The organism is Ideonella alba (assembly GCF_018069845.1).
GTDB lineage: Bacteria > Pseudomonadota > Gammaproteobacteria > Burkholderiales > Burkholderiaceae_C > Ideonella > Ideonella alba.
This window is the reverse complement of the sequence record NZ_JAGQDD010000037.1, coordinates 1-18,039: the sequence shown is the minus strand read 5'-3', so window position 1 is coordinate 18,039 and position 18,039 is coordinate 1. Positions and strand designations below refer to the sequence as shown.

Here is an 18,039-nt window from a genome sequence, read left to right as displayed (position 1 = left end):
GGCGCTGAACATGAGGACCCCCGCTGAGGCTTATGCAATAGCGGCTTGAGCTGAGCAGGTTCTGCTGGGTCGATACAGTCGAGCACGACGGTCTCGATGCCCTCGGTGAAGGCCGCACCCGACAGGCGGGTGACGCGCAGCGCGGCGGGGGTGCCCTTTGGGGCGTGGGTGCCGGCCGGCAGCGCGATCCAGACCTCGAAGGGGGCCTGAGCGCCGATGCCGTGGATCTCCAGGGCCGAGAGCAGGCACACCACGGTCTTGGGTGCCAGCCGGGTCACCTCGATCGCCGATTGGTGTGCGCTCGGTGATCCGTCGGCGCCGGTGTAGAGCCCGCGGCCAACGCGACGCACCTGGCCGCGTGCAGCCATTCGGGAGACCGTGCGCGCAGGGATACCGGCCGAGGACAGTTCGCGCGACGATACCGCGGGTTGCTTCGCGGCAAGGCGCAGCAGCTTGGCGGCATGGCTCTGTACAGGCATGCCGACATGGTAACAAAGTGCACTACTTATGCGCAAGTAATGCACTTTGAGGTCATCCTGCGATAGCTGTCAAGGATGTGCGCTCTGCCCGATTGGGCACTGTCCTGAACGAAGGGGTGCGCGGTTGAGGGAAGGTAGGCATCGGCTCGCCAGACCGACGCCACGTCCAGATCGGGGCGTCATCTGCGGCGCCGGTCTCAGGGCCCTGCGAGGACTCGTCGGCGTAAGCTGGCACTATGAACAGCATCGGCGCCGACCCTTCGCAGTCGGTCAGCACGGCGCTCGCGATCCGGTCGCTCCCGCCGAGGTTGTAGTGAAGGCACTTCACAAAGGAACGGTTCTCGCCGACGAGCCGATCCAGAAGCTGCTTCTCGAACCCGTCGGTAAACGGGAGCCATTGGCTCGTGACGGGCATCAGGCACAGTTCCTGGATCGCCGGAACGCCGGCATGGCTCACGCCGAAGGTGGCGATCATCACCATGTGGATGTCGTCGCTGGCGCCCCAGAGCGCCAGCTCGGGCTCGAAGCGCTGGCCGAGCCGCCGGTACAGCTGCTCGTCGATGGCGAAGGCCTGGTCGGGCATGTGCTTGACCACCGCCTTGAAGCCGTAGCGCGCGGGCATGATCTCCTTGACCTCGCCGATCAGCAGCATCAGGTTTTGCGGTTGCGCTGGATTGGCGGCTGCCTGCTGCCACTGCGCCAGTCGCCGCGCGGTGATGGCGTCGCGCTCGTCGACCGAGAACGGCTCCGGGAGGTAGAGGCGTGAGCCGAGGCTGTGACCACGGGTCGACGTGTGCAAGGCCGCTTGCACAAGCTTCCGGCGCACGGTTGCCCAGCTTCGCTTGCCGGCAAATCCCGGATGCCAGCGTGTCAGCTCGGCCTGGTCCCACAGGTAGTGCAACAGGCCTCGCAACGAAAGCTTGGTGCCAGACGAAGAGACGCTGTCACTCGCGCCACCGGCCGGCGGCATGATCGATCGGCCGGGCATCCTTGTCAGCGGGAAGTCCAGCTTCAGCACGGTCTCACCGGTGGCTGGGTCTTCGGTGATTGCGCTGCCCAGCACCTGCCCCAGGCCGGAGAACTCGGCCGGCGGTTCGTAGGACGGGCAGTCGGGCGCGTGGTGGCTGCCGGTGTCGGGCATGCGCTTGACGATGTAGCCTTCGTCCAGGCCCGCGAGCCGCGCCACGTACATCTCCACGCCTTGTGGCCGGCACAGGCAGCGTGGGCGCCGGTGAGTGGCGTGGGCCTCAGCAATGGCCTGCGCGAAGCCCGGTGATCCGACTGCGAACCGCTGGCCATCGATCTCGTAGACCGTGCCTTGAGTTGAGACGCCTGAGGCTGACGCTTCCATCTGGATGACCTCACCGTGCGGGCGACGGCGACGCCCGGTCCCGCGAACGCTGCATCTCTGGCGTGGGGACGATCAGCGGCCGCTGCGAGGGCGCCGCCTTGTCGTAGACCTTGACCTTGGGCGCTTGGCCGGCGCGGATGCGTTGGGCCAGCTTCTCGGTCGCGGCGGCCATCACGGCGTCGCGCTGCTTCGAGGGCACCTTCTTGTCGACCAGCACCGCTTCGATGGCGGCGAGCACGGCTTTGCGGCCGCCGCTGCCGCGGGCGGAGGCCTTCTCGGCTGGCGCCGCGGTGGCGCCAGGGCCGGCGTTGCGGTCCGGCTCGATGCGGTTGACCAGGCGCGCCTCGCGTTCACGTTTGAGCACCTCCAGGTCGGCGGGGTTCGGGTCGTAGCCCAGGGTCTTCACGCCGCGCGCCGAGGCTTCCAGCCAGACCATGCGCTTGAAGTCTTCGCTGCCCGAGATGCGCAGCGCCTTCCAGTTGCGGGCCTCTGCCACGTCGACCATGGATCGGGCGACCGAGGGGCTGCTGGTGTCGGTGGCCAGGCGGAAGGTTGACTCGGTGAAGGCCACGCGTGAGGTGTCGCCACGGAAACGGTACTCGGTGCGGCCGATGCTCACGTCACCCACGGTCACCGGGGTCCGCTTGATGATGTAGCGGTCCATCAGCGCCGCTTCGAGGCGGGCAACCAGTGCGGCTCGTTCGGCCTGGGCATCCATCTTCGCGATGGCCCTGGCGTCGGCCTGCTCGGTCGGGGCCTTGGTCTTGGCCTTGCCGACGGCCGGTGCTGGATCGGCGCCTGAGACTTCGGGCACATCCTCCCGGGCAAGCACCGGGTCCAGCGGTCGCTCGGGCGGCGCCGGGTGAGGCGTGCCACGCTGCCACCCGCCGTCGACCTTCTGGATCGGCGTGCGCTTGCCGTCTTCAGCCACGGCCACAAAGCGATTGCTGCCCAGCTGTTCGGCCTTGGCAACCATCTCTGGGAAGGTGTTGGCCCGGTAGGTCACATCGGCAAACGGGTCGCGCAGCTCGTACCGTTCTCCGGGATCCGGCTCTGGCGTCTGGAACTTCGCGATCGCCACCTGGGCCCGGTTGGCAGGTTCCACGGTGCCGCCCCGGGCAGGGGTGGCCTGGCGGACGGGTGTGCTGTCAGCTTCCATGATGACCTCACGGTGGTCGGTGGTTGCAGGTTCAGGGCTGGGCGGCGATCGTGGGGCTGAGGGTCACCGGTAGCGCGCGGTACAGCTCGATCTCGACCCGGCGGTTCAGGTTTCGGCCTTGGGCACTGGCGTTGTCGCCCACATGGTCGCCAACTGGCTGGTAGGTGGCTCGGATGCGGGCGGGATCCACACCCGCGGCCACCAGGTGGTTACGCACGGCCTCGGCCCGCTCCCGGGCGATGCGGCTCTCGATGGGGATGTCGCTGGTGCCGTCCGTTCGGCCCCGCAGCAGGATCAGCGGAGACGATTTGGCAGCCTCCACCAGGGCGGCGCTGATCTCCGGCGGAATCGCCACGTTCGTGCTGCCCAGCTCGAACCGAACGGTGTAGACGCGGTTGGCAGCCTCATGCGGCGCGTTGTTTCCCTGAGTTGAAGCAGTCACCATTTGGCGGGCCTGGAGGACAGCCAGCGACGTCGCAGTGGTTTCAGCGAGCCGGGTGTTCTCGCGGACCAGGATGCGGGTGTTCTGAAGCTCGTGCCGGCAGGTCTGCAACTCAACAGCCAAAGGCGCGTTGACCGGCCGCTTCTGAGATTCGTCCACGCCTGGCGGCTTGGGTGGCGAGCTGCACGAGGCCAGGGTCAGAAGCCAGGGCAGGAAGGGGGTGAGGGCGATGATGCCTCGCATGGCGGCGCTCCTGGGTCTAGGGGAGGGGGGCGGGTTCAAGGGCTGCTGGTGAGGCGAGGAGAACCCCGTCTTCGTCGGCCACTGGCTCCAGGACGCCACCGGCTTCGGAGGGGCCTGGCACCGGGCCGAGAAGGAAGTCGAGCACCGCGTCAGCCACCTGGTCTGGCGCGCCATCCGCCAGATCTGGCAGGCGGCTCATGTCGTAGGCCAGTTGCTCGATATCCAGGTCCTCGCCGGCCGGCAACTCATCGTCGGCAAAACGCCAGCGTTCCTGCACCCGGGCGAAGTGCAGGTCCATGTTCATGCCGGGCACGGCTGGGGCGGGCAACAGGCGCGCGGTGAAGGCCTTGTCGCGGTAGTAGCGGATCTTCTCGCCCAGGATGGGCTTGCAGTTCTCGCAGATCACCACCAGGCGCTCGCTGCCCAGTTCCTTGAACTCCTGCGGCAGCAGCAGGGCGCGGCGCTGCTCACTCTCGTTGCGGCTGACTGTGCTGTGGCCGGTGCCGCCGAGCGAGCGGCTGCGCCCGCGCGAGGTGGCGCGCTCGGTGAAGTGGCCGAGCATGGCGCTGTACTCGTCGGCGTCGCGCTGTTCACGCGGCGCAAAGAGGATCTGCAGGCCGTGATTGGTGGCAAAGGTGCGCGCCTCTTTGTCCCCATAGACGGCGTCCAGCTGCGACATGGCCTGCACCACCGTCAACAAGCGCAGGTTGTAGCCGGCCAGGAAGGCGGCGGCATGGGTGATGACGCTCACCCGGCCCATGGCGGTGAACTCGTCATTGACCAGCAGGCACTGTAGCTTGAGCGTCGGGTCCTGCTCGGGCAGGTGCTGGGTGTTGAGGCTGACGAGCTGTGAGAAGAACAGGTTCAGCAGCAGCCGGGCGCTGGCCAGCCGGTTGGGCGGGATGCGCACGTAGATGGACATGCGGCGACGGCGTACGTCCTCCAGCCGAAAGTCGTCGGCACTGGTGGCCGCGTCGACGATGGCATCCGCAAAGATCGTCAGCGGTGCATTGAAGGTGGCGACCACGCTGGACAGCGTGTTCTCGGAGTTGGACAGCAGGCGCTGCAGGGCGTCCGCGCACTCATCGGACAGCGGTGGGTGGGCGGATGAGGCTTGTTCGCGGCGCTGGGTGATCAGACCGCTCAGATGGTCTTTGAGGGACCGGCCCTTGCCCGAAGACTGGCGCAGCATCTCGCCGATTGTGCGCGGCAGTGATGGGGTTTCCAGCAGAAGCAGGCCCAGGCCCAGGAACAGGTTGCGCGCCTGGTCGTTGAAGAAGGCTTCGGACGAGGTGCCGCTGCCGTCGTTGGGAAAGAACACCTGGCCGATGGTGAGCAGGTCACCCACGCGGTGCAGCGGGCTGGTACGCACAGCCGTCAGCGGGTTCCAGCGGTGGCTGCGCGCTTCTTCATCGAAGGGCGAGAAGGCATAGACCGCCTGGCCATGCGCTGCGCGGTAGCCGGCGGTGATGTCGTAGTTCTCGCCCTTGATGTCCAGCACCACCACCGAGTCGGGCCAGTTCAGCAGGTTGGGAATGACCACCCCGACGCCCTTGCCGCTGCGCGTGGGCGCCGACAGCATCACCGACAGCTGCCCTGTCAGCGACAGGAACCGGCCGCGATGCCGGCCGATGAGGATGCGCGGCGCGCCGTGCCCACCCGTCAGCCCGGCGCGCTGGACCTCGGCCGCTGTGGCAAACCGGGCGTCGCCATGCAGTGCTCGCCGAGGGCGCGTGGCAGTGAACAGCGCGGCGGGCAGCAGGATCAGCAGGCCGAGGCCCGAGACGCCGATGGCGAGCTGGAGCTTTCTGCGCAGTGGCGCGTCGTCGGCGTACAGCGCCCAGTAGTGCACGATGCTGCCGAAGTAAGCCTGCCTGGGGTTGGCCTTGTTCAGCACCAGGAAGAGCACACCAGCCAGGTAGACCGCCGCGCAGGCCAAGGCGATGAACAAGACCACCGCGAAAACGGCCGCGACGAGCTTGCGGCCAACAGGCCAGGCCGAGTAGGGCAGGGCCATGGCACTGCTCATGCCACGCTCCACAGGGCGAGCTGGTCGTCCGAAGGGGGCTGCAGGCCCGGCACCAGTGTTCCATCGCCACCGCCACCCGGCAGCTGCCCCCGGCTTTGGCGGGGTTCGTAGAAGATCTCGGAAACAAAGCGCCCGCGCTCGTCGCGATCGAATTGCACGATGACATCGATGACGATGCCCAGCAGCCGCTGGATCTCGTGCTGCGCCAGGCCGCCGCCGGCACCGGTCTCGCGGATCATCAGCGCCATTTGCTCCAGCGCCAGAGTGCAACTGCCGGCATGCACACTGGTGATGCTGCCTGGGTGCCCCGAAGCGGCCAGCCGCACGAAGGAGAAGCACTCGTCGCCACGCACCTCGGCCAGGAAGATGCGGTCGGGCTTCATGCGCAGGCAGGCTTCCAGCAGCGACTTGGCCGTGACCCGGGCAGTGCCCTGGGCGTCCTTGCTGTAGAACAGGTGGACCACGTTGGGGTGGTGGGGCAAGGTCAGTTCGGCCGTGTCCTGGATCGTGATCAGCCGCTCGTGCCTGGGCACTTCCTCGACCAGGCCTTTCATGAAGGTGGTCTTGCCCGAGCCGGTCTTGCCGCTGACGACGATGGTTTGGTGCTTGCGCACCGCCAGCCGCAGAAATTCGGCATGGCGGCCGGCCGCCTTCAGGGCCAGCAATTCCTGCTCGAAGGGCTGCAGGTCAAAGCCTGACCAATGCTCCACCCGGGCTGTTCGCTCGAACAGGCCTTCGCGCTCGAAGTCATCCAGCCGCTTGATCAACTGCGAGGGCTTGCGCACCGTGATCGAGACCGTGCCGCGCGACACGGCTGGCGGGATGACGAACTGGATGCGCTCGCCACTGGGCAGGGTGGCCGAGAGCAGCGGCCGCTCCGCATTGACCTGCTGGTCGCAGAAGGTGGCCACCGCCGTGGCCAGCGACAGGCAGCGCTCCAGTGTCATCTCGGCGGCGGGCACGGTTTGCCAGCCGCGCACGGTTTCCACCAGCAGCTCGCCCGGCCGGTTCACGCACACCTCCAGCACGCCGGGCGTGTCCAGTTGGGCGCGCAACGGGCGCAGGAACTCCACCACCGAGGTGGCGTCGCCGCACCAGCCCTCGCCTAGTAAGTCGTGCTCGCAGGTCTGCGGGGTCATTGGGCACCCCCGGCAGGGGACATGCTGTCGCTGGGCCGCAGCTCATAGACCGCAGAGAAGTCCACGTCCCGCGCCACATAGATGCCGACGATGCCGCCCTGGTTCTGGTAGAGCAGCGGCGGGATGTTGATGGTGCTGTCCAACACCTTCTCGGCCAGCTTGCTGGTGTTGTCGGTGGTGGAGGGCAGCACAACCGTGGTCGAGTCGCGATCGGTGCTCTGGCCCTGGACGATCAGCTTCACCGAGTCGTCGATCAAGGAGAGCAGCAGGGCCGCGCCGATGCGCTCACCCCAGCGGTTGTCGATGTAGCCGTCCATGCCAGGCTCGCCCAGCGGGCCGGTGGAGGGCGACTCGATGTCGATCGTCACCCCCAGCGGGGTTCGGACGCGGGTCCACAGCACCGGGATGCGCACGGTGCCGGGCCGCACCGAGGCCACGCGGAACTCGCCGTCCAGGTGCGAGCCGCGCTCGATCAACAGCACGCGGCCGTCGTCGCTGTAGACGTTGCGCTGCACCTGGCAGCCGACGAAACCTGAGGTGGCGCTGATGACCCGGGTCTTCAGGGCACAGGTGAAGGCTGTCCCCTTGGGCAAGGTGAGGCTTCGGTTGCCCAGCATCGAGGCCGCAATCCGGGGGGTGCCAGAGCCCAGGAGCTGCCCACCGAACAGGCCGCCGCCGTTGGCGCTTCCATTGCCACTTCCCGTGGTGGTGCCGCCAAGTCCGCCGGTCCCTGGCAGCGGCGGCACCCCCAGGAGGGGCGAGGATGGCATCGCCCCAGTCGCCTGGCCGGTAGCTAGCGCAGCACTGCGGGTCAGGTTGTCGAGCAGGCCTTGCAGTTGGCGCTGGTAGCCCTGCAGGTTGCGGGTCGTGGCGGCCAAGGGGTCGTTTGGTCTGGCGCTGCCCGCAACAGGGGGCGCCTCGCCGCCAGGCTCGACCGCCATCGACTGGTGAGGTCCGGTGCCCGAAGGAGGGACGGCTCCCGGTCTGGCAGTGACCAGCAGGACGGGCGCATCCTCCGGCGCCAGCACCTTCTGCCCAGGTGACGCTGGCACGGCTGAACCGGTGCGACGCACTCCGATGGGCTCGGCCAGCTCCTCGGCCGTGGGCACCAGGGCCGGGATCAGCGGCGCAGTGGCGGGTGGTGCAATGGCCGAGGTGGCTGAGGCCGGGGTGGGCGGCATGGCCGGCAGCTCCAGCTTCCGCGGCTCGGCGGTCGCGGCGCTGGGCCGATCCCGCATCAGGGGCGAGGGACTGTCGCCGGACTTCTTGCCGCTGGCTGCAAAGCGCTGGACGGTGACTGCCGCCACGGCCACCAGCGAGACCAGCAGCAAGGCCAGGGCCAACAGACCCTTCCTGGATAGGGGCGGGCGGGAGGCGGCTTCGACATTGGGGATACCGGGCTCTCCGGGCAGCGGCGAGAGGCCGTTGCCGTCCGGACCTTGGTCAACACCCTGTTCGGGATCGTGCCCAAGGGGCGTGCGGGGATCTTGCGTCATGGTGTGGCTCCCTTGGGGTGGCCGAAGGGCAACCCTTCGGCCTTCAGCACCCGCTGCACGCCGGGTACGGTGGTGCCGTCTTCTGCGGGCCGGCCGTCCAGGTCGAAGGCCTCGTTCCACAGGCCCACCACGGCCGAGCCCGCGCGCAGCATCAGCCTGCGGCTGACCCGGTCCACCACCAGCAGGTCGTCCTCCATGCGGGCGTTGAGCAGCGTCTCGCTGCCATCGCCCAAAACATGGAACACGGCCGGCACCTCGCGGTTGCCGGGGAAGCGCAGGTAGGTGAAGCGGCCGTCGTCGAACACCAGGGTGGGCACGATGTCCTGAGACTCAGCCCCCTCGGCCACCGAGTACTGGGTGTTCAAGACAGGCTGCTTGGCCAGCAGGCGTTCGGCGACGATCTGTGTCGGTGACGGGGCAAGGAAGGGCGCCGGCAGCAGGACCGGGGCCACCGCGGCGTTGATGCCCCTGGCGCCCACAACAGCGACAGGAACAGGCGCCTTGACACTCAGGCGGTAGACCGGTGGCTTCGGGTCGCCATCAGCCAGCACGACAAAGCGGAAGGCATGCACTCGCCGGTCGGTCACTACGGCCAGGTTGTTCGCCGCGCCGGCCGCGCTCTTGGCCTTGACGAACAAGGTGCGGCCCCCGGGCTGGGCCGCCACGCACCATGCCGCATCGGCCTTGCTGCAGTCGCTGCCCAGTCCGACCGCCACCTCGGTGATCGCTTCATCAGCGGCCAGCACCACAAGTGTCACGCTGCCCCGCTTCACCGGAACGGTGACCACGACGCGCGGGTCGTAGACTACCTCGCGCAGGCGAGGGTCAGCCGGCTCCGAGGAGGCAGGCGCGGCACCACAGACCGCAACGGCCATGAGGGCAATGACCCAGGACGCCGCCTTCATGGCTTGGCTCCCTGCGGTGCGGTGTTGATCTCGGGATCCGACCGGTAGGCGGACACGACGAAGCCGAAGGGATTCTCGATCCGGTCCCGTTCCTTGGCCAGCACCTTGGGCTGGTACTGGTAGACGATGCTGGCCACATGCCGGGTGGTGATGTCGGGCAACAGGCGGTCAGTCAGCCGCACCAGCTTGTCGTAGGTGACTGTGGCTTCGCCCCGGTTGCCGGACCGGCCCGAGGCGGCCAGGCGCACGCCGACCACGTTGATGCGCCACTCCTCGGTAGCGCCGATCTTCTTGTGCAGGGCGGCCTCGCCTTCGAACTGCCGGTTGTAGTCGGCAAACACGGCTGGCACCGCCATCCGGGCGACCTGGTCGAAGTCGCGCTGCAGGAACGTCCAGCTGTAGCCCTCGCGGGCTCGGACGAAGGTGGCCAGGTTGTGCTTGTCCAGCGCTTCCATCGGCGGGATGGTTTCGACATCCAGGCGCTGCTGGATGGTGGTCTCGCCCGTGGTGCGGTCCACCACGATGGGAATCTCCACCACCCGGCGCAAGGGGCCCTGGACGAAGACGGCCGCCACACCGACCAAGCCCAGCACCAGGCTCGCTGCGGCCACCCACCAGGCCCGGCGCTCGGAGCGCTCCAGCAGCAGGACCCGGTCCACCTCCCACTCGCTGTTAGCCGCCATCTCGAGCGTGTCGGCGTCAGCTGGGGCGGCGTCGGGCGAGCGCTTGGGCCATGCAGCGGCTCGTCCTGGCATCAGGATGGCATTCATCGGTGGTCTCCTTGGGGCTGTGCCGGGTGCAGTGATTCAGCGCAGCGGGTTCCGGGAACGGAGTTCGGTGATCGACGCTAGGGCAGGTAGTCGGCCACCTTGCCGGTTCGGGTGAGCATCTGGTACTGGCGCTCTCGCTCGCGGGATCGGGCGATGCGCTCTTCACTGTCGGCCATGCCCTGCAGCATCTGCACCTGGGACATCTCGTGGGCCAGCAAGGCGTTTTCGGCGCCGATGCGGGCCTGGATCTCCTGCACCGCCTTCTGGTCGGTAGTGGCATTGATCTGGCCCATCAGCGACTGGATCTGCGCCAGCCGCCCGGCGGCAGACTTCATCGCGTCCTGCAGCAGGCCCTTGTGCTGATACGGCTGGGCCAGGGAGGCCTGGCAGCCCGTGCGGGCGGCGCCGCTCAGATCCATGCAGTTGTAGAGCATGCCCGCGTCGCGCAGCGCCTTGGCCGTGCTGTTCAGGCCGGCATAGCCTGAGTCGGTGACGGCATTGAGATAGGTGTAGGCCTCGGCCGGCACGTAGTTCTTCAACTGCGGGTTGTTGAAGACGTTGCCCAGGTTGCGCAGGCCGTTGATGCTGTCGAGCTGCCCCTGCAACTGGGTGATCTGCTGCACCTGGTTGTTGATCGCCGCGATGTCGTTGATCACCTGCTGCACCGTCTGCGCCAGGTTCGCGACATCGATGACCGGAATACCCTGGGCGCGCACGCCGAAGGTGCTGAAGCCGGCGAGGAGGACGGCGGCCAGTGTCTGACGAACTTGCATGGGGATGCTCCTGTGCCAGGGTGAGGTCAGGCCCGACCGCGCAGCGCGGCGAGCTTGTAGGCCGCAGCGCGCACCTTGCCGTAGCCGTGTCGCGCCGCTGCCTGAGCGGCCCGGCCCGCGGCGTAGGGCAGGCCGGTGCCCGCCTGGATGACGCCACCGGCCGAACCCAAGGCCCCGGAACTGCGCGCCGCGGAGGCCGAGCGCAGACCGGAAACCATCATCGCGTTCTGGATCATCTGAATGCCCTGCTGCACCGCAGCGCCGCCGGTGAGCGCGGAGGCCAGGCTCGGCGCCTGAAAGCAGATGATGGCCATCAGGGTCATCACGACGCAGTATTTGAGGCTTTCGCCGACGACGTTGAAGGTGGGGCCGAGGAAGCCACCCTGGTCCTGGATGGTCTGGACCAGTGCATCACCCATGTAGGCGCTCAGCCCAAGTGCGAAAAAGGCGAACCAGGTCAGAACGACAGCGTTCAGAAGCATCGACAGCCAGCTGTCGAAGAACCGCATGGTGGGCCGCCAGGCCAGGCACAGCACGAACAACGGTCCCACTGCGATCACAAAAGTCAGGAACACCTTGGACAGCGTCACTACGAACAGAGCGACGCACAGAAAGACAACGTTCCCAAGTGCCGTGACCACTGCGGCAAATACCAGATCGAGTCGGGTGATGCCGGCCTCCTTCAGAAGATCAAGCACCAATTGGCCGGCCTTGTCGTTGAAGGCGTCGAGGATGGCGTAGGGTGATGTGATCGTCGTCTGGTTGGCGACTGACGGAAGAAAAGTTGCAGCGACACCCGTAGCCAGTGCGTTGGCCGCTTCTGAAACGTTGCTGATGTAGACGCTGGACTGCAGCGCAAAGGCGAACACGAGGCCGATCTTGAAGATCTTCCACAGGAAGACCGGCACGGTCTCCGACACCTCGTTGCGAAGCACAGCCCAGCCGTAGAGCGCCACCCACAAGGTCATGGTGCTCAAGGCGATAGGAGCAATCCCGGCCATCAGCGTTGAGACGACGCCGAGCACGTAGGTGTTCAGCACACCGTCGAACTGCGATCCAACCCAGGTGAACATGGCATCACCTCGATCACTGCACCGCACTGTAGGGCAGCGCCTTGGTGCTCACACACTTGCTGCTGATGTCCGGGAACTGACACTGCATCCACTGGCCGCGAAGCTTCACGATCCACAGCCTGGGCCGCTTGTCTGCGCCGAAGGTTGAGGGGCGACAGGTGCCGGGCCGAGCGTAGATCTCCGTGCATTCGCGAAGACCCTCAGCCGTCTCGACCATCCGCCATCCGCTGGCCGTGCATGCTGGTTTGTCTGCAGCACAGGGTGCCGCCAAGGTGGCTGCCGGAAGCGGTGGGGTCTCCACCCGCCGCGTTCCATCCGGCATCACGTTGACGGCCTCGTTGCCGTTGACGAACTGGGCGCTGGCACCGGTGCCGACCAACGCCAGCACGGCCACCGCCACGACTTTGCAATAGGTCTTCATGCAGCTCTCCCAGCGTTGCGAAGCCTGCGATCTTGAACTTCGGCTAGCAGAACCGGAAGCCACTGAGACGGATCGTTGCCATGCCGTTCGCGAATAGCGTCCAGCAGGGTGACGTTGTCGGTGGTGGCCGAGAGCACGGTGATGAAGTCGTCCAGGCCCGAGAGGTCCAGCTCGCAGACGGCGCTGGCGTGCCCCTGCTTGATCAGGAACCGCCGGCCACCCTGAGCGCCCAGGCTGCGAACGATGTCGAACTCGGCCTGGGTCAGACCAAAGCCGTCGACGTACTCCTCGCGCACCGCCTCCGGGTTGGCCAGGAAGATCTTGGTGACACTCTGCTCGACCATCGTGCGGCCGATCGGGTGCCGCAGCACGTCGGACGGGCTCTGGGTATCGAAGATGCCCAGGCCGTTCTGCTTGCGAATGGTCTTCTGCTTCTGCTTGGCGAAGTCGCTGAAGATTTCGTGGTCCAGCGCCTTCCAGAATTCTGAGATCACGTAGATCAGCCGCTCGCCGTTGACGAGTTCCTCCATCATCTGCAGCAGGACCATCATCACCGGCGTGCGCACCTCGGGCAGGTCCAGGAACTCGGTGGAATCGAAGCCGATGACTTGGGCGGCTTGAAGATCAACCAGGCGGTTGTCGCCCGTCGCGCGATCGCCATCGAACACCCAGCCCAGCGCGCCCCCCTCACACCAGCGGCCCAGCCGCTCGTAGAGGCTGTTCTCGCCGGACTTGGGCAGGTTCTGCTGGACGGTGGAGAAGCGGCGCAGCGGCGCCGGCATCATCGCCACGGCCCTGACGGCCTCGGCGATGGCGCGTTCGTCGGCCGGCAGCAAGGGCAGGGCGGGCGTGGCGATGCAGGTGCGGACCAACTGCTCCCAGAACTGGATCCGCGCCGGCGTGGGTTCGAACCGCAGCGGGTTCAGGTGCGTGGGCTTGCCGGCTTCAAGCGTGAAGTACCGTCCACCCAGGGCGCGGATGGCGATCTCGCAGCCCCGGTCCAGATCGAACAGCACCAGCCGCGGCGCGGGGTTCCACTTGCGCGTCAGCGTCAGCAGGAACATCTCCAGCGTCGTCTTGCCCACCCCGGTGGAGCCGATGATCAGCGTGTTGCCCGGCAGTTTCTTGTCGGCCGAGTCTTCGCCCTCCGGGCTGCTGTGCAGGTTCAGGTAGAAGGGCTGGCCGGAGGGGGTGCGCAACAGGGCGAGGGCCTCACCCCAAGGGTTGCCGTCACGCTTGCCGCGGGCGAAGTTGTGGCCACTGGCAAGGGCCGCGAAGGCACGTGAGCTGAGCTTGGCGTCCCGAGGCCGCCACTGCCAGTTGCCCGGCATCTGCGCAAACCAGGCGGCGTCGGCCACCAGGTCCACCGGGGCCATCTGCAGGCTGGAGGCCTCGCCGACGGCGCCAATGGCCTGAGCCGCGCGGCGTCCGGCATCGGTCACGCTGCCGTGGCCCGCCTGGCCGAACACAACCAGGCTGTAGTGGTACTCGCCCATGCAGAACTGGCCGTCGCCCAGGTCGTTCAGCGCCCCATCCATCTCCGCCACCTGGCTGGCCACCGCGTCGTCACTGGCGATCAACTGGTCGCGCTGCAGCTCCAGCGCGCGCATGGCTTCGCGGCGGGGCAGGATGGAGAAGCTCTGCGTCTCGATGAACTCGCTGTCCTCGTACAGCAGTGCATTGAGGGTGCCGGGCTCGACGGCGTCGGCGTACTCCTTGATGTCCACCAGGGCGGCGTATCGCCGTTGGTCCCCCTGCCGCAGTTCCAGCTTGTCGCCGCCGAAGGACAGCCGCGTGGTCGGCAGAGTGCGGTACAGCGGCCCCGCCGTCATCGGAATCGGCCGCCACCAGCCGTTGACCAGGAAGCCGAGAAACTCAGCCACCTCGGAGTAGGTGCGGCCCTGCTGCTCCCTCGTTCCCAGCAGCTCCGGGCCAAAGCCTCGCAGCACACGGCCGACCAGGGCGGTGCGTTCCTCCATCACCCGCAGCGCCTGGGCCTGGGCCTCAGCGATGGCGGCTCGGGTGCGCTGCCTAGGCTGCAGGGCTCGGCTCACCCGCGAGGCATTGGGGCGGTAGACCAGCGTCAGGTAGAGCTCGTTGCTCATCATCGGCCGCTCCCCCAGCTTGGCCTGGTAGGCCCCGGACAGGTCGCGGGCGAAGCCAGGCTCTGGTGGATCCTGCAGTCTGTCCTCGACCAGCTGGTGCAGGCGATGCGTCCAGACTGCCCACTGGCCGCCCGCCAGATTGCGCAGCAGACTGCACATGGCTTCGTGTCGCTCGGTGATCTGGTGTTCATCGGCGCACTCGAAGGGCACGCCGTCCAGCCGCCAGACCCGCAGGTAGTCGCCCCCGCGGGTGATCACGTCATGCGGGCTGACCTGCGACGAGAAGGGGATAAAGCGCGCCAAGGGGTTCTCCGCCAGGGCACGGTTCCACAGGCGCGGACGCAGCTGGTGGCCGCCGGGGCGCGCTTGGGCAGTGGGGGCTCTGGGGTGTTCAGACATGCCAAGCATCTCGGGCTCCTCGGTAGGCATGGGGGGAGTAGCTGCGGGCGTGCCAGAAGCGGCGGTTGCGGTCGTACAGCCGCAGCCTCAGGGCGACGAACATCTGTCGGAAGCGCTGGTCGTCCTTTGCGGTGACGAAGCGCATCCACAGCAGCGCGGGAACGATGGCCACCACCACACTCAGGGCAACCCACCAACTCACCAGGATGCCGCCCCACATGATCAGCAGCATGCCGCTGCCGAACAGCACCACCATCGGCACCAGGGGAATGCCCAGTTTCATGGCCGGGCGGGTGGCCCCCTTGTAGATGGTCTCGGCGTGCATGGCGGCGCCCTGCAGGAGGTCAGGAGACGATGTAGCTGGCGAATGCCGCCGCGCCGCCGACCAGGGTGCCGCCGAACAGCACGTTGGCCACATCGGCCAGCCGGGCGCCCTGGAAGATCATCTTGAAGCCAGCCCAGATGATCGAGATCGTGACCACGGCAACTGAGATCGTGACCAGGATGTTGTTGACATTGGTGACCGTTGTGTTGATCTTGTCGAAGCCATCGGCCCTTGCGGACGCCGACAGCATGCCCAGGAGGACGGTGACAACGGCCGGGACGGCGCGTTGGATCAAGTCAGGAGGTCTCATGCTCATTCCTTCGGTGGGAGGGTGGGAACTGCGCGCACGGCGCTGACGACCTTGCGAACGTAGCCCTGATGGAAGCCGGTGGTGAAGTTGCCGCTGTAGTAGCAGGACAGGGCCTGACGCAGCGCTACCTGTTCAACGGTACGCACGGCCGTGGTGCTCGCCCGGTGCAGGCAGTCACCCAGCACCGTTTGCATGGCAGCCAAGTTCAGGCAGGGCTCGAAGGCTGATTCGAGTGTCAGGCCCAGACGGTCGAAGTTGGCCAGGTTGATTTGCCCCAGGCCCACACTGAAGTTCCAGCCGGCCTCTTGCAGCGCCCTCGCGGTGGCCAAAGCCTCCGAGCGATGGCGAGGTTGTCGCTCCAGGGCCCCGCCGACGACGCCGATGGCCCAGGGGTTGAAGGCGCTCTCGACGCTGACCAGGGCGCGGGCCGTGTCGGCGTGCACCTGCGGGGCGCAGGCAAGTGCGAGGGCGAGGAAGGTACCTGCATCCATGACGGGTCACCTCAATCGCCCGGGCCCAGAGGCGGCGGCGGGGGAGGCTGCATGGCAAGCCAGGCGTCGTAGTCTTCGTCGAAACGCGTGTCCCAGGTGCCGAGTTGCGCCTTTGCTGCCGGGCTGAAGTCGGTCACCGTTTCGCCGGCCATGGACCACCAGGTGCGAGTGAACGGCTGACCGTTGAACAGTACCGAAACGGCGCCGGTGTAATCGCAGGTGTAGATCGGACCGTTCTCGCCATCGAACACCCGGGTGTACTGGGGCGGGCAGTAGTGCGGTGCAACGGCCCAGGCATGGCTGGCCGAGTTGCCGGCACCGGCCATGCCGCAGGTCGGGAAGGCCTTGCCGCGTGCCAGATCACGCAGCACCTGGCGGATGGGCGGCACGCATTGCGGAACGGCGCGCCAGCTGGGCGCAGCGAAGCACAGCAGGACCAGGCAGCCATCCACGGATCGGGCTGGTGTGGGGAGAAGGGCGATAGTTGCTCCCCACGCCATCGCGAGCCTGGCCGTGGACCTGCGCGCAGAAGCTTTTCTGCGCTGGGGTCCCGGCGTGGGCTGGGTCTGCTGAGTCATGGTGCTGTGCTGCCTCTCTGGTCTAGCGAGGACCACTCGGGATGCCGGGGGCCTTGCAGTGAAGTCACTGTAGGTTCGGCCGGTGCGATGGAGGCTGCTGGATTTGCGCGACTTTCTTGCGCCTGCCCGCGGGCGGCACGTCAAAGCAGGCCGTATCGCTGGCATAGGCGCACGGCTTCACGGCGATTGGCCACGCCGAGGCGCATGTTGAGCCGATGGAAGCGGCAGTCGATGGTCTTGGGCTCGGTATCGAGCGCCGCGCCGATTCGCTTGGAGCCATGCCCCATGGACTCGTGTCGCAGCAATTCCAGGTCTCGCTCCGTCAGGTGGGCGCTGCGAATCAGTTCATCCCGACCCCGGCGCTGAAACCAATCGGCGAAGCCCAGGGCCAGGGCCCTGTAGGCCGGCATCAAGCGGTGAGTGGGCTCCAGCTGAGGCTCGCTCCTGCCCGCGAGCATCAGCAGCCCCAGCACATCTGACTCGCGAGGCGAGGGGGCCGGAATCAGCCATACCGCGCGTTGAGCGTGGCGATCTGGGCCATCACCATCGAAGGCCGCATCGCCTTCATCGCCTTCAAGTTTGACGAGTAGCGGTTCGCTCGACCTGGCGACATGCGCAAGCCAGGTGCACGTCCCGCTGTGCAGCCGGCGCAAGGCTCTATGGCCCCAATCAGCGTTCAGGGCAGCCATGGATCGATACCAGCCATGGTCCCCGTCGGGGATGACCGAAACGAACAGGGCTGCATCGGCGCCCCCCGCGCGTGCCGCAAGTTCAAGGGCGGCGATAGCGCTCGCCTCGTCGGCCACGACCAGAGACTGGGTCAGCTCACAGAGTTCAAGGGCCGACGCTTGGGGAAACGGACCTGGCGTGTCGACGGGCCGGTCGGATTCATCGGGTGAGGCTTGCATGGGCGAACCTCCTGATCTCTTCGTGGGCGACGGGGTGACCGAACTTGGTCGGTGCGGTCGTCATCCATTGCTCGAAGTCGGCGAGGGTGTGGACGACGAAGCTCTGTTCCAGCGCAGGGCCGGCGATCAGCCAGGTGCAGAACTTCAGGTGCAGGCCGGTGGCATGGGCTACGACGACAAGCTCGCATCCAGCCTGCTCATTCGTCCAGATTGCGTTGAGCTGGTTGGTACACCGCGTGACCGAGGAGGCCGCCTGCCGGTGTGGTTTCACCATGCCTCTTGGCTGACCTTGTCGTGTACTCCTCAACAAGGTTGACGTCGGCGAGCGGCGGCTGCGTCGCGGGCCTTGTGCAGCGGTGCTGTGCACTTCCGACAAAGGATGCAGGTACTGCGGCGTTGTGATCATGGCAACACTCCCGAACGCCGGTCGGTGGGCGAAACGCCTTCCCGATGCCGGATTGGACGATCCGAGAATTCCCGGGAGGTCAGGCTAGGAAAGTGCCACCCAGGCTGTCAATGCTCCAGGGCTGAGTTGCGGAGATTTGCAGGCGGGTTAGTTCGGCTAAGGAAGGTCTGCACAACACACCGAACGGCGTGCTGATGCCCTGATCAGGTCGGAATGTGATGCTGCCAGCCCCGGATT

19 protein-coding genes are annotated in these 18,039 nt (G+C 67.0%); all 19 read right to left on the bottom strand.

From position 1 onward, the window contains the following. On the bottom strand, positions 1-479 hold a 479-nt coding region (locus KAK03_RS24500), incomplete at its 3' end, for a type IV toxin-antitoxin system AbiEi family antitoxin domain-containing protein (protein WP_210857309.1). A 52-nt stretch (positions 480-531) separates the two neighbouring features. Further along, positions 532-1,830, bottom strand: coding sequence for a DUF1173 domain-containing protein (locus tag KAK03_RS24495; RefSeq protein ID WP_210857308.1), 1,299 nt, complete (start codon positions 1,828-1,830; stop codon positions 532-534). A gap of 10 nt (positions 1,831-1,840) precedes the next feature. Then, on the bottom strand, positions 1,841-2,989 hold the full coding sequence (locus KAK03_RS24490; protein WP_210857307.1) for an LPD7 domain-containing protein: 1,149 nt from the start codon (positions 2,987-2,989) through the stop codon (positions 1,841-1,843). Positions 2,990-3,020: 31 nt separating this feature from the next. Next, complete coding sequence (locus tag KAK03_RS24485; RefSeq protein WP_210857306.1) at positions 3,021-3,674, bottom strand: OmpA family protein; 654 nt, start codon at positions 3,672-3,674, stop codon at positions 3,021-3,023. A 16-nt stretch (positions 3,675-3,690) separates the two neighbouring features. Next, positions 3,691-5,703 (bottom strand): type IV secretory system conjugative DNA transfer family protein, encoded by a 2,013-nt coding sequence (locus KAK03_RS24480; protein WP_210857305.1) that lies wholly within the window; start codon positions 5,701-5,703, stop codon positions 3,691-3,693. Then, on the bottom strand, positions 5,700-6,842 hold the full coding sequence (gene virB11 / locus KAK03_RS24475; protein WP_210857304.1) for a P-type DNA transfer ATPase VirB11: 1,143 nt from the start codon (positions 6,840-6,842) through the stop codon (positions 5,700-5,702). The genes KAK03_RS24480 and virB11 overlap by 4 nt, the downstream gene beginning before the upstream one ends. Continuing rightward, positions 6,839-8,185 carry a type IV secretion system protein VirB10 gene (gene virB10, locus KAK03_RS24470; protein WP_247661413.1) on the bottom strand — a complete coding sequence of 449 codons (1,347 nt, stop codon included), beginning with the start codon at positions 8,183-8,185 and terminating at the stop codon, positions 6,839-6,841. The genes virB11 and virB10 overlap by 4 nt, the downstream gene beginning before the upstream one ends. Positions 8,186-8,334: 149 nt before the next feature. Continuing rightward, positions 8,335-9,243: a TrbG/VirB9 family P-type conjugative transfer protein gene (locus tag KAK03_RS24465; protein WP_210857302.1), complete on the bottom strand. Its 909-nt coding sequence runs from the start codon at positions 9,241-9,243 to the stop codon at positions 8,335-8,337. Further along, the gene (locus KAK03_RS24460; RefSeq protein WP_210857301.1) at positions 9,240-10,013 is read right to left on the bottom strand and encodes a VirB8 family type IV secretion system protein; all 774 of its coding nucleotides are present in this window, start codon (positions 10,011-10,013) and stop codon (positions 9,240-9,242) included. The genes KAK03_RS24465 and KAK03_RS24460 overlap by 4 nt, the downstream gene beginning before the upstream one ends. Before the next feature lie 77 nt (positions 10,014-10,090). Continuing rightward, positions 10,091-10,786, bottom strand: a complete 696-nt coding sequence (locus KAK03_RS24455; RefSeq protein ID WP_210857300.1) for a TrbJ/VirB5 family protein — start codon at positions 10,784-10,786, stop codon at positions 10,091-10,093. Positions 10,787-10,812: 26 nt separating this feature from the next. After that, positions 10,813-11,859, bottom strand: coding sequence for a TrbL/VirB6 family protein (locus KAK03_RS24450; protein ID WP_210857299.1), 1,047 nt, complete (start codon positions 11,857-11,859; stop codon positions 10,813-10,815). Between the two features lie 13 nt (positions 11,860-11,872). Then, positions 11,873-12,280: a hypothetical protein gene (locus KAK03_RS24445; RefSeq protein ID WP_210857298.1), complete on the bottom strand. Its 408-nt coding sequence runs from the start codon at positions 12,278-12,280 to the stop codon at positions 11,873-11,875. Then, positions 12,277-14,793 carry a VirB4 family type IV secretion/conjugal transfer ATPase gene (locus KAK03_RS24440; RefSeq protein ID WP_210857297.1) on the bottom strand — a complete coding sequence of 839 codons (2,517 nt, stop codon included), beginning with the start codon at positions 14,791-14,793 and terminating at the stop codon, positions 12,277-12,279. The genes KAK03_RS24445 and KAK03_RS24440 overlap by 4 nt, the downstream gene beginning before the upstream one ends. Then, positions 14,777-15,109, bottom strand: coding sequence for a VirB3 family type IV secretion system protein (locus tag KAK03_RS24435; protein ID WP_210857296.1), 333 nt, complete (start codon positions 15,107-15,109; stop codon positions 14,777-14,779). The genes KAK03_RS24440 and KAK03_RS24435 overlap by 17 nt, the downstream gene beginning before the upstream one ends. Before the next feature lie 19 nt (positions 15,110-15,128). Then, on the bottom strand, positions 15,129-15,419 hold the full coding sequence (locus KAK03_RS24430; protein ID WP_210857295.1) for a TrbC/VirB2 family protein: 291 nt from the start codon (positions 15,417-15,419) through the stop codon (positions 15,129-15,131). Between the two features lie 2 nt (positions 15,420-15,421). Continuing rightward, positions 15,422-15,910: a lytic transglycosylase domain-containing protein gene (locus KAK03_RS24425; RefSeq protein ID WP_210857294.1), complete on the bottom strand. Its 489-nt coding sequence runs from the start codon at positions 15,908-15,910 to the stop codon at positions 15,422-15,424. A gap of 11 nt (positions 15,911-15,921) precedes the next feature. Next, positions 15,922-16,362 carry a hypothetical protein gene (locus KAK03_RS24420; protein WP_247661411.1) on the bottom strand — a complete coding sequence of 147 codons (441 nt, stop codon included), beginning with the start codon at positions 16,360-16,362 and terminating at the stop codon, positions 15,922-15,924. Between the two features lie 266 nt (positions 16,363-16,628). After that, complete coding sequence (locus KAK03_RS24415) at positions 16,629-17,396, bottom strand: helix-turn-helix transcriptional regulator (protein ID WP_210857293.1); 768 nt, start codon at positions 17,394-17,396, stop codon at positions 16,629-16,631. Further along, the gene (locus KAK03_RS24410; RefSeq protein ID WP_210857292.1) at positions 17,377-17,802 is read right to left on the bottom strand and encodes a hypothetical protein; all 426 of its coding nucleotides are present in this window, start codon (positions 17,800-17,802) and stop codon (positions 17,377-17,379) included. The genes KAK03_RS24415 and KAK03_RS24410 overlap by 20 nt, the downstream gene beginning before the upstream one ends. Between the last annotated feature and the right edge of the window lie 237 nt (positions 17,803-18,039).